At 72.7% G+C, this 10,099-nt stretch carries 7 protein-coding genes; 5 read left to right on the forward strand and 2 right to left on the reverse strand.

Features of this window, described 5'->3' with window-relative positions:
• Positions 1–2 precede the first annotated feature (2 nt).
• The 5 genes from AB0B89_RS16790 (at position 3) to AB0B89_RS16810 (ending at position 8,701) form a co-directional block, all read left to right on the forward strand.
• Positions 3–4,193: a glycoside hydrolase family 38 C-terminal domain-containing protein gene (locus tag AB0B89_RS16790; RefSeq protein ID WP_358553206.1), complete on the forward strand. Its 4,191-nt coding sequence runs from the start codon at positions 3–5 to the stop codon at positions 4,191–4,193.
• Between the two features lie 76 nt (positions 4,194–4,269).
• Complete coding sequence (locus AB0B89_RS16795; protein ID WP_358553208.1) at positions 4,270–5,121, forward strand: peptidylprolyl isomerase; 852 nt, start codon at positions 4,270–4,272, stop codon at positions 5,119–5,121.
• Positions 5,122–5,203: 82 nt separating this feature from the next.
• Positions 5,204–6,760: a gamma-glutamyltransferase gene (locus tag AB0B89_RS16800; RefSeq protein WP_358553210.1), complete on the forward strand. Its 1,557-nt coding sequence runs from the start codon at positions 5,204–5,206 to the stop codon at positions 6,758–6,760.
• Between the two features lie 220 nt (positions 6,761–6,980).
• Entirely contained in the window at positions 6,981–8,102 is a 1,122-nt protein-coding gene (locus tag AB0B89_RS16805) for a PASTA domain-containing protein (protein WP_358553212.1), read from the forward strand.
• A complete protein-coding gene (locus tag AB0B89_RS16810; protein WP_358553214.1) occupies positions 8,099–8,701 on the forward strand; it encodes a hypothetical protein in 603 nt (200 codons plus the stop codon). The genes AB0B89_RS16805 and AB0B89_RS16810 overlap by 4 nt, the downstream gene beginning before the upstream one ends.
• A 42-nt stretch (positions 8,702–8,743) precedes the next feature.
• On the opposite strand, the gene AB0B89_RS16815 is transcribed toward AB0B89_RS16810, so the two are convergent.
• Positions 8,744–9,391, reverse strand: coding sequence for a sulfotransferase family protein (locus tag AB0B89_RS16815; protein WP_358553216.1), 648 nt, complete (start codon positions 9,389–9,391; stop codon positions 8,744–8,746).
• A gap of 35 nt (positions 9,392–9,426) precedes the next feature.
• Entirely contained in the window at positions 9,427–9,888 is a 462-nt protein-coding gene (locus AB0B89_RS16820; protein ID WP_358553218.1) for a DUF4383 domain-containing protein, read from the reverse strand.
• Between the last annotated feature and the right edge of the window lie 211 nt (positions 9,889–10,099).

Consider the following 10,099-nt stretch of genomic DNA (forward strand, 5'->3'; position numbering starts at 1 on the left):
CCTTGCGTATCACCAGCGTCGAATCCACAGAGCTCTTCGTCGAGGCCGGGCAGGTCGTCCGGGTACACGTCGACGGGCCCCCGGGCGAGATCGAGGTCCGTGTCACCGGCCCCGGCGCCGGCGGCGTGAGCCGTACGGCCCGGCGCCCGGCCGAGGTGGGCGTCTCGACCGGCGCCCCGCCCGGGACGCGCGTCCCCATCGAGGTGACGTGCGGGGACGCCGTGGCCACGGCGGAACTGGTGGTGTCCGAGCCCGGCTGGACGGTGTGGATGGTGCCCCACTTCCACTACGACCCGGTGTGGTGGAACACCCAGGCCGCCTACACCACCACGTGGGACGACGCGGGCGGGGTCGCGCAGCGGTACCGGGGCGAGCGGCAGAACGCCGGGTTCGACCTGATGCGCGAGCACCTGGCGACGGCGCGCCGCGACCCCGACTACAAGTTCGTGCTCGCCGAGGTCGACTACCTCAAGCCCTACTGGGACGCCCATCCCGAGGACCGCGACCTGCTGCGGCGGCTGCTCGCCGAGGACAGGGTCGAGCTGATGGGCGGCACGTACAACGAGCCCAACACCAACCTCACCTCTGCCGAGTCGACGATCCGCAACATCGTCTACGGGGTCGGCTTCCAGCGCGACGTCATGGGCGGTGACCCGGCCACCGCCTGGCAGCTCGACGTCTTCGGCCACGACCCGCAGTTCCCTGGGCTGATCGCCGAGGCCGGGCTGACCTCAAGCTCCTGGGCGCGGGGGCCCCACCACCAGTGGGGGCCGATGCTCACCGGGCGCGACCTCGAACGCGACGGCTGGGGCGACCCGTCGGCCATGCAGTTCCCCGCCGAGTTCGAGTGGCTGTCGCCGTCCGGCAAGGGCGTGCTCACCCACTACATGCCCGCGCACTACAGCGCCGGATGGTGGATGGACTCCTCGGCGGACCTCGCCGCCGCCGAGGAGGCCGTGTACGAGCTGTTCGTCCAGCTCAAGAAGGTCGCGGCCACGCGCAACCTGCTGCTGCCCGTGGGCACCGACTACACGCCGCCCAACAAGTGGGTCACCGAGATCCACCGCGACTGGAACGCACGCTACGTCTCGCCGAGGTTCGTCTGCGCGCTGCCGAAGGAGTTCTTCGCGGCCGTGCGCTCCTCGCTTCCGGCGCCGTCCCCGCAGACCCGCGACATGAACCCCGTCTACACCGGCAAGGACGTCTCCTACACCGACACCAAGCAGGCCCAGCGAGCCGCGGAGTCGCTGGTCGGCGACGCCGAGAAGTTCGCCACGCTCGCCGCCGTGACCACCGGCGCCCGCTACCCGCACGCGGCGCTCGACAAGGCCTGGCGGCAGCTCGTGTTCGGCGCGCACCACGACGCGATCACCGGCTCGGAGTCCGACCAGGTGTACCTCGACCTGCTCACCGGCTGGCGCGAGGCCCACGACCTCGGTGAGGGGGTGCTCGACGCGGCGCTCGGCGAGCTGACCGCCCACGTCGACACCCGGGGCGAGGGTACGGCCGTGGTGGTGTGGAACCCCTCGTCGTGGGAGCGCACCGACCTGGTCCGGGTACGGCTCGCGCTGCCCCGGCCCGGCACGTACGGCGTGCGGGTGACCGATCCCGCCACGGGCGAGCTTCCCGTGCTGCTGGAGAACCCCGAGTACGACGAGGACGGCGGCCTGTCGGCCGTCGACGTCGTGGTGCGGGCGCCCGCCGTGCCGGCGCTCGGCTGCCGGACGCTGCGGGCCGAGCCGGTGGCCGAGGCGGCACCGCTCGGCTGGACCACGCGTGAGGGGCACGGCATCTCCACGGCGACCCACGTGGTCGAGGTCGACCCGGCGCGCGGCGGCTGCGTGTCCCGGTTCTACGACGTCGCCCGCGACCGCGAGCTGCTGCGGCCCGGCAGGGTCGGCAACGAGCTGGTGGTCTACGACGAGTACCACGAGCACCCAGAGTTCCACGAGGGCCCCTGGCACCTGGTGCCGAAGGGGACCGCCACCGGCTCGGCCGGGAGCCCCGCCCTGTCGGTCGTCACCGAGACGTGCGCGCTGGCCGAGCGCGTCACGGTCACCGGCCGGGTCGGGCCCGTCGCCTACACCCAGCGGATCACCCTGTGGCACGGCCTCGACCGCGTCGACTGCGTCACCCATGTCGACGAGTTCGACGGCGCGGACCAGCTCGTCCGGCTGCGCTGGCCCGCCCGCGTCCCGGGCGCGATGCCGGTCAGCGAGGTCGGCGACGCCGTCGTCGGACGGGGCTTCGGCCTCATCGACGTCGACTCGGGGGAACACCCCTGGACGCTCGACAACCCGGCGGGCAACTGGTTCGCCCTGTCGTCCACCGCCAGGGTCGCCCTGCGCGCCGAGGACGGCACGCCGATCGGCGACCGGGCCGTCGGCATCGCCGAGATCATCGGCGGCGAACCGCGCGACCTGGCCGTCGCGCTGGTGCGCAAGGGCGTGACCGCGACCTGCTCCACCGCCCCGGGCCCCCGGTACGGCGACCTCGGCGTGGACTCCAACCTGCCGGACGTGCGGGTCGCGCTCGGCACCCCGGAGGAGAACCCGTTCGTGGCGGAGGTCCTCGCGGCGGCCGAGCCGGGGTACGGCGAGCTGCTGCGCGAGCGCCTGGCGTCGGGCGGCCGGGCCCGGGTGTGGGTCCCCGCGTCGGAACCGCTTCCGAAGGTGTGGGTGCCGAGCGCCGACCTCACCGGGCCCCGCGCGCTTCCCGTGCTGATCGTCGCCGGAGAGGGGGCCGCCGAGGAGTTGGTCGCCGACCTCGACGACGCGGTGATCGAGGTGACCCAGCCGTCCGGGCTCGCCGCGCTCACCGAGCCCGCGCTGGACGACTACACGATCGGCGTGGTCAACCGGGGCATCCCCGGGTTCGCCGTCGACGCGGGCGGCGCCCTGCATCTGTCGCTGCTGCGCTCGTGCACCGGCTGGCCGTCCGGCGTGTGGATCGACGCGCCCCGCCGCACCGCGCCCGACGGGTCGAACTTCCAGCTCCAGCACTGGACCCACTCCTTCGAGTACTCCCTGGTCACCGGGGCCGGCGACTGGCGTGCGGCCCGGCTGGTCGAGCACGGGCACGACGTCAACCACCCGCTCGCCGCCGTGGCCGCGCCCGCGCACGAGGGGGAGCTGGCGGCCACGACCTCGTTCCTCGCCGTGGAGCCCGCGGGCAAGGTCGTGCTCGCCGCGCTGAAGGCCACGGGCAACCCGCTCGCCTCGGGCAGGGAGGCGGGAGAGGTCGGCGGCGTCACCCTGCGGCTGTACGAGGCGACGGGCGAGCGGGTCACCGCCAGGATCCGCACCGATCTGCCGCTCACCGGCGCCCACCGCACCGACCTGCTCGAACGGCCCCTGTCCCCGGTGCCGGACGACGGGCTCGAACTGACCGGCATGGAGATCGCCACCGTCGCCGCGACGCTGGACAGGCGGGGCTCTCGCGCGGCGGAGGGCCCGGGGGTGGCGCTGGGACCGGAGGGCGAGCCGTACCAGCCCGTCTACACGCGCTACTGGCTGGACAACGCCGGGCCCGCCCCCTCGGGCAACCTGCCGGTGGCGGTCCACCTGTCCCGGACGCACGTCGCGGTCGAGGGATCCGTCGAGCTGGTCGTGTCCGTCGCCTCCGGGCTCACCGAGGGCGAGGTGTCCGGCGTCGTCACCATCCAGGCTCCCGAGGGGTGGACCTGCGAGCCGGTCGAGCGGCCGTACGTGCTGGCGCCCGGCGGGCACGCGGTGTTCCCCGTGCGGGTCGTCCCCGCGGACGGCGCCGAGCCCGGCGAGTACTGGCTGCGCGCCGGCATCTCCCACGGGGGGCAGGCCTACGAGGACGTGACCCGGCTGCACGTGGGCGGCGGCCATGACGCGGGCCTCGACGTCACGGTGGAGACGCCCGAGGTGCGTCTGACGCTGGGCGGCTCCGAGGCCGCGTCCGGGGCGGTGGAGCTGCTGCTGAGGTCCCCGGCGCGTACGGATGTCTCGGTGCGGGCACAGCTGATCAGCCCCTGGCACACCTTCGAGCTGATCCCCGAATGGAATACCGGAGTCGTCGTACCCGCCCGGGGGGAGGCCCGGCTCCGTTTCGAGGTGCAGGCGCCTCCCGGCACCCGGCCGGGCCGCTGGTGGGCGGTGGTCAAACTGGCCGGCGCGGGCCGGCTGCACTACACCGAGGCCATCGAGATCGAGGTCCTCGGATGATCCGGGTGGTCGCCACGGTTCGCGGCCGAGGTGCTCCGATGAGCCGGGTCGCCACGGTCGCGGGGGAGGTCCTCGGATGAGCGTGACCGCCACGGTCGCGGCGGAGGTGGGGGAGCGGGTCGTGCTGGTCTCCGACGTCGACGCGCGGGAGGCGGAGCTGCGCGCGGGGCCGCTCGCCGCGCGGCTGCCGCACCCGCGCGGCGCCGAGGGCAGGAACCTCCGCCGCTGGCTGGTCCAGGTCCTGGTCACCGAGGCGCTCGTCGAGCAGGAGGCCGCCGCGCTCGGCCTCACCCCGGCGGACGATCGGTCAGGGCCGAACGACCCGGTGGATGGCAGGGCACGGCCGGACGTCGCGGTGGATGGCAGGGCACGGCCGGACGTCGTGGTGGGTGACCGGGCGCGTTCCGGTCCGCTGGCGCTGCCGGCCGCGCTCCGGACGGGGGGAGTCGTCGCGGCCGTGACGGTGTCGATGCCGCTGGCACGGGCGCTGCGCGCCGTGGTGACGGCCGGGGTGCGCGCCTCCGAGGACGAGGTGCGCGCGTACTACGACCGCAACCTCGACCGGTTCACCCGTCCGGAGACACGCCACGTGAGCAAGGCGGGGGGAGCGTCCCTCGGCCCCGTGCGGCGCGGAGAGCTGGCCGGGCCCCTGGAGGCGGCCATCTTCTCCGCCCGGGAGGGCGAGGTCGTCGGGCCCGTCGAGGGTCCGGGCGGGCCGTGGACCGTGCGGGTGGACGCCATCGAACCGGGAGGCCCGCGGCCGTACGAAGAGGTCCGCGAGATCATCGCGTCCGAGCTGACCTCGGTCGCGGTCGAGCGCGCCTTCGCGAGCCGGCTGGAGCGGCGGTACGCCGAGAAGGTGCGGTTGCGCCCCGGATACGAGCACCCCGCCGACCCAAGCCACGCTGACGCCACCCACCGGCACTGAAGCGCTTCCTCCTGCGGGAGACCCCACCGGATGCGGGTACGTGTCCACATGGTCGAACGAGCGGGGGTCGTACAGTTTCGCCATGGAGTACACGAGGTTCGCCAGGTTCGGCATGGTTTGCACGGTCGACCATCTGGCCTCCACGGCGGGGCTGGACATGCTCGACCGTGGCGGCTCGGCGGCCGACGCGGCGCTCGCGGCCAACGCCGTGCTGGCGGTCACCGCTCCGCACGCGTGCGGCCTCGGGGGCGACCTGTTCGCGCTCGTCCACGAAGGCGGCGGATCGCCCCAGGCGCTGAACGCCTCAGGGCGCTCGGGTTCCGGGGCCGATCCGGACCGGCTGCGCGCCGAGGGGCACGACCGCATGCCGTTCCAGCGGGACATCCGGTCGGTGCCGGTGCCCGGCTGCGCCGACGGCTGGCTGGCCCTGCACGCCCGGTACGGGAGGCTGCCGCTCGCGGAGCTGTTCGCGCCCGCCATCCGGTACGCCGACGAGGGGTTCCCCGCCTCCCCGCTGCTGGCCCCGGCCGCCGCGGTGCTGCCCGGCGTGGACGCGGCGCTCGCCCCCGGCGACCTCATCCGGCGGCCCGGCGTCGCCCGCGCCCTGGAGGCGCTGGCCACCGACGGGCGTGACGGCTTCTACCTCGGCGAGTTCGGCAAGGGCCTGATCGCGCTCGGCCGCGACGGCGCGGCGGGCGGTTCGAGCGAGGGTGAGTACGCCGAGGCCGACCTGGAACGTGTCAACGCCGACTGGGTGGAGCCGCTCAGGGCCCGCGCCTTCGGCCACGACGTGTGGACAATCCCGCCGAACTCCCAGGGGTACCTGCTGCTGCTCGCGCTGACGATCGCCGACGGGCTCGACCTGCCCCGCGATCCGTCCGACCCGCTCTGGGCCCACCTGCTGGCCGAGGCCGCGAGGGCCGCGGGGCACGACCGTCCCGACGTCCTGTTCGACGGGGCCACGGTCGGCGACGTGCTCGCCTCCGCCGGCGAGCGGCGGGCGACGATCGACCCGTCACGCAGGGCCCGGCTCCGCGACCTGACCGCGTCCGGCGACACCACCTACCTGTGCGCGGTCGACGCCGAGGGGATGGGCGTGTCCCTCATCCAGTCGAACGCCGCCGGGTTCGGCAGCATGCTGTTCGAACCGGCCACGGGGATCAACCTGCACAACCGGGGCATCGGCTTCTCGCTCGTCCCCGGCCACCCGGCGGAGTACGGACCGGGCCGCCGCCCGCCGCACACCCTCGCCCCCGCCCTGGTGACCCGCCCCGACGGGTCGCTGCGCGCAGTGCTCGGGACGATGGGAGGGGACTCCCAGCCGCAGATCCTGCTCCAGGTGGCCGCCCGCCTGCTGGCCTCGGGCGAGTCGCCCGGCCAGGCGATCGGCGCGCCCCGGTGGCGGGTCGGCCCCGGCCTCACCGGCTTCGACGCCTGGAGCGAGCCCGACGAGGCGTCCCTGGAGGTCGAGCAGGGCGCGGGGTGGGGCGAGGGGCTCCAGGAGCGCGGCCACACGGTCCGGGACCTGCCGTACGGCGGGGCGTTCGGGTACGCGCACCTCATCGACGTACGGCCCGACGGGGTGCTGGCCGGCGCGGCCGACCCCCGCGCCCTCATCTCCGGCGCGGCCGGCCGCTGACCCCGTGAGCCGCTGAGCCGGTGAGGCTCCTCGGCCGGGAACGATCGTGGTTCCCGGCCGTTGGCGGTCCTCGCGGTGATCAGCCTGGGAAGGCTGGGGAATTCCCCGTAGACCGCGCCCCCGTGCTGGATGAGTATGGGGTTACTCATGCCGGGAGCGCGCGGGTTCCCTACCGTGCGACTCACCAGAGGTGCCTGACGGACTGTCTGAGGGGCCGACGATGTTCCGCCACTTCTCGATGCTCGCCGTGTCCTCGGCGCTGGTCCTGAGCCCGGTGCCCTCGGTCCCCGTGCCCGAGGGGATCGACCAGTGCGTGGCGCCCGACGGCATACCGGGTCAGCCTCTCGAACAGGCGAGGCTGATGCTCACGGGCCTGCCCAAGAACGAGATCAGGATCCAGGTCGATCCCGAGGACTACCCGTCTGAGCCGCCGCCCTACGTCGTCGGTTACCGGATCACTGATTGCTCCACCGACTACCCGTACCAGCAGTACACGATCACGCTTGAGCTCGGAACGCAGGCTCCGGATCTCAGGCGCTCTCCCCGTGGCGACGCCGAGACGGCCCTCGCCGGCGCCGGTTTAGGCGCGGATCCCCAGCCGGCGGACGCGGGCGCCGACTGGACGGTCACGGACCAGAACCCACCCCCCGGCGCCCTCGTGCGCTACGGCACTCCCGTCCGCTTCAACCTGGTCGCACCGTCCAGCCCTACTCCCAGGGTCACCACCCCGTCGCCGCCCGTCGACCCCCTGCCATCTCTCGTGAAGGTGCCCAAGCTGAAGGGCCTCGACGCGGCGAAGGCCGAACAGCGGCTCACCAAGGCGGGCCTGCTGATTCGCCTGGATCCTGACTCGCCGCGAAAAGGGAAGATCAGCAGGCAGGATCCCGCGGCCGGCACCGAGGTCGCCAAGCGCACCAGGGTGACGGTATGGCTCACGCGAGCGCCGGAACCGGAAGGAGGAGGCGACGACACCGGCACCGCGGACGGCTCGGCCGCCGAAGCGGGAGCCGGTTCTGAGCTGGGTCCGGCGGTCCTTGGCATGGCGGTGCTCGCGGCGCTGTCGCTCGGCCTCGTGTTCCTCGTCCGCCCTAAGAGGCGCAAGGCCTCTCGGCGCCGGGAGTCCTCTCAGCGCCGCGAGGCCTCTCAGCGCCGCGAGGCCTCTCAGCGCCGCGAGGCCCCTCAGCAGCACGGGAACTCGATCCACTGCGTCGCCTACCCGGACCCCGCGCCGAACCTGGAGATCCATCCGGCTCGGTCCACCGCGTCCATCGCCTTACCGGACATATGGGTTGAGCCGTACGCGGACCCCGGCCGGCAGGAACTGAGAGAGGTCGTACCGTGACAGTCCTCATCGAGACCAAGCCGAGTACCGCCGATCTCCTGCTCTTCGCCGATCCCCAGAACGCGGCGGCGGCCCTGTCCCAGGCGCTCGACGCGCGGCGCATGCTCGAAGCCGTCGGAGACGAAGCCCGCAGAGCCGACTCCGTCTTCCGGAACGCGCTCAACGGCAAGGTCGCCGAGGCAGGCGGCGAGTTGCTGAGAGGGCTGGACCTGGGCGCGGTCCTGCTGGGCGGCTGGCAGAGATACCGCGATCTGCGGATCGCCGCCCGAAAGACGGTCGAAGAACCGTCGAGCACCGAGCTGGTCCGCCTGGCCGAACACAGGATCACCTCCAGGCACGCCCCCTACGTCGACGTGTACGTGGACGGCCGGCGGGTCACCCGGGTCGACTTCGGCATCGACCTGGCCTTCGACATCACGCTGATGCACGCGAGCGTCCGCCATGGCCGGCTCATGAGCCTCGGCGCGGGCGACTGCACGGCGAGCGTCACCTGGAGCGTGCGCGGCTTTCCCGTGGCGCAGAACAAGGCGTCGCTCGCCCTTCCGCTCAACGTCAAGCTCGGAAAGGGGATCCTCCTGTACGCCGAGAAGCGATCATGAGGCCACTCGCCGGACGCCGAGAGCCGGCCCGTGCGGACGGCCCTACCGTGGGGGTTCGAGCAGGGTGGAGGCGAAGGTCTCCTGTTCGTTGAGGTGAGGAAAGGGCTCGTCGGGGACGGGTACGCCGAGGAAGCCGCACAGCGGTTCCCAGCCCTGGCTCACCTTGTAGTCCAGCAGGCGTCCGGGGGCGACCTTCTGGCGGACCTCCGCGTTGTGGCGCTCGTAGCAGGCGATGACGTGGTCGCGGTCGTCGACGTTCCCCTCGAAGGTCCGCCCGACGACCCCCGCCCGTCCGAACTCGGTCAGCTGCTCGGCGGCCTCGAACGTCTTGTGCCTCTCCACGGCCTCGGGGAACCTCCCGGCCATGGCCGCGAAGACCGTGCTGCTCACCGAGTCGTACCACCGGGTGGTGTCCCGGGTCGTGAGGATCACCTTGGCATCGGGATGGGCCTCGACCAGCTCCCGCCAGAACGTCACGCCTGGCCAGTCGGTGGTCGCGACGTACCCCTCAAGCGGGCGGCGCCAGGCCCCGGGCGTGCCGTTCGCCGCCGCGGCCCAGTCGTGAAGGTGCCGGGGATGGGCGAACACCTCGGTGAAGTGGTAGCACGGACCGAACCCGAGCCGGCACAGGGCCGTCTTGAGTGTCATCGTCCCCGTCCGGCCGAGGCCGGCCCCGATGATGCGAAGCATGGCATTCCCCCTGGTCCAGAACGTACGCGGCTCCGCTAGATGGGGAACGAGCCCCGTCCCGGGCGGGACGCGCGGCGGGACAGCGCGATGCCGAGGGCGATCATGACGACGCCCAGCAGGAAGTGCAGCCAGTTGTCGGCGGTGTTGAGCGGGATGAAGTTGGCGGTGCTGGTGCGCCCCACCAGCAGGCCGTAGATCCACAGCACCAGGTAGATGACGCCGCCCCAGATGAGGAAGTTGCGGGCGCCGTTCCACGTGCGGGCGAGCGTGACCCCCGCGACGCCGAAGAGCAGGTGCACGATGTTGTGCAGGACCGACACCTGGAACAGGCCCAGCAGGTGCGCGTCCGAGTGGTGCCCGGCGAACCTCATGGCGCCGTAGCCGGTGGTGATGCCGGGAATGAAGCCCAGGATCCCTATTAGGAGGAAGATGATTCCCAAGACGAACGCGGCCATCTGCAGCGGCGTCCGCGTCATTTCACGCGCGTGCGTACCCATGCCACCCCCTCCATCCGATTCGACGGGATGTCGTTTCCATCCGCATTCCCTGGCCGGTCAGGCCGTACACGCCGCCAAAGTCTCCCGGCCCGGCGTGGCGTTTAAAAATTGATAAAAGATTAAAGATGGGTGCGAATGGTGTGCATTCGCACAATGGCGGGAAGGCGCTCGGTTTTCGGCCTCCTCAACAACGCCGACCTCAAACAACGCA

The organism is Sphaerisporangium sp. NPDC049002, assembly GCF_040649355.1.
In the GTDB taxonomy this organism is placed as follows: domain Bacteria; phylum Actinomycetota; class Actinomycetes; order Streptosporangiales; family Streptosporangiaceae; genus Sphaerisporangium.

Bases quoted from the DNA above. Each gene is read 5' to 3' on its own strand.
- AB0B89_RS16820 (WP_358553218.1), bottom strand. From the start codon at position 9,888: ATGGGTACGCACGCGCGTGAAATGACGCGGACGCCGCTGCAGATGGCC.
- AB0B89_RS16815 (WP_358553216.1), bottom strand. From the start codon at position 9,391: ATGCTTCGCATCATCGGGGCCGGCCTCGGCCGGACGGGGACGATGACA.
- AB0B89_RS16795 (WP_358553208.1), top strand. From the start codon at position 4,270: ATGAGCGTGACCGCCACGGTCGCGGCGGAGGTGGGGGAGCGGGTCGTG.
- AB0B89_RS16805 (WP_358553212.1), top strand. From the start codon at position 6,981: ATGTTCCGCCACTTCTCGATGCTCGCCGTGTCCTCGGCGCTGGTCCTG.
- AB0B89_RS16800 (WP_358553210.1), top strand. From the start codon at position 5,204: ATGGAGTACACGAGGTTCGCCAGGTTCGGCATGGTTTGCACGGTCGAC.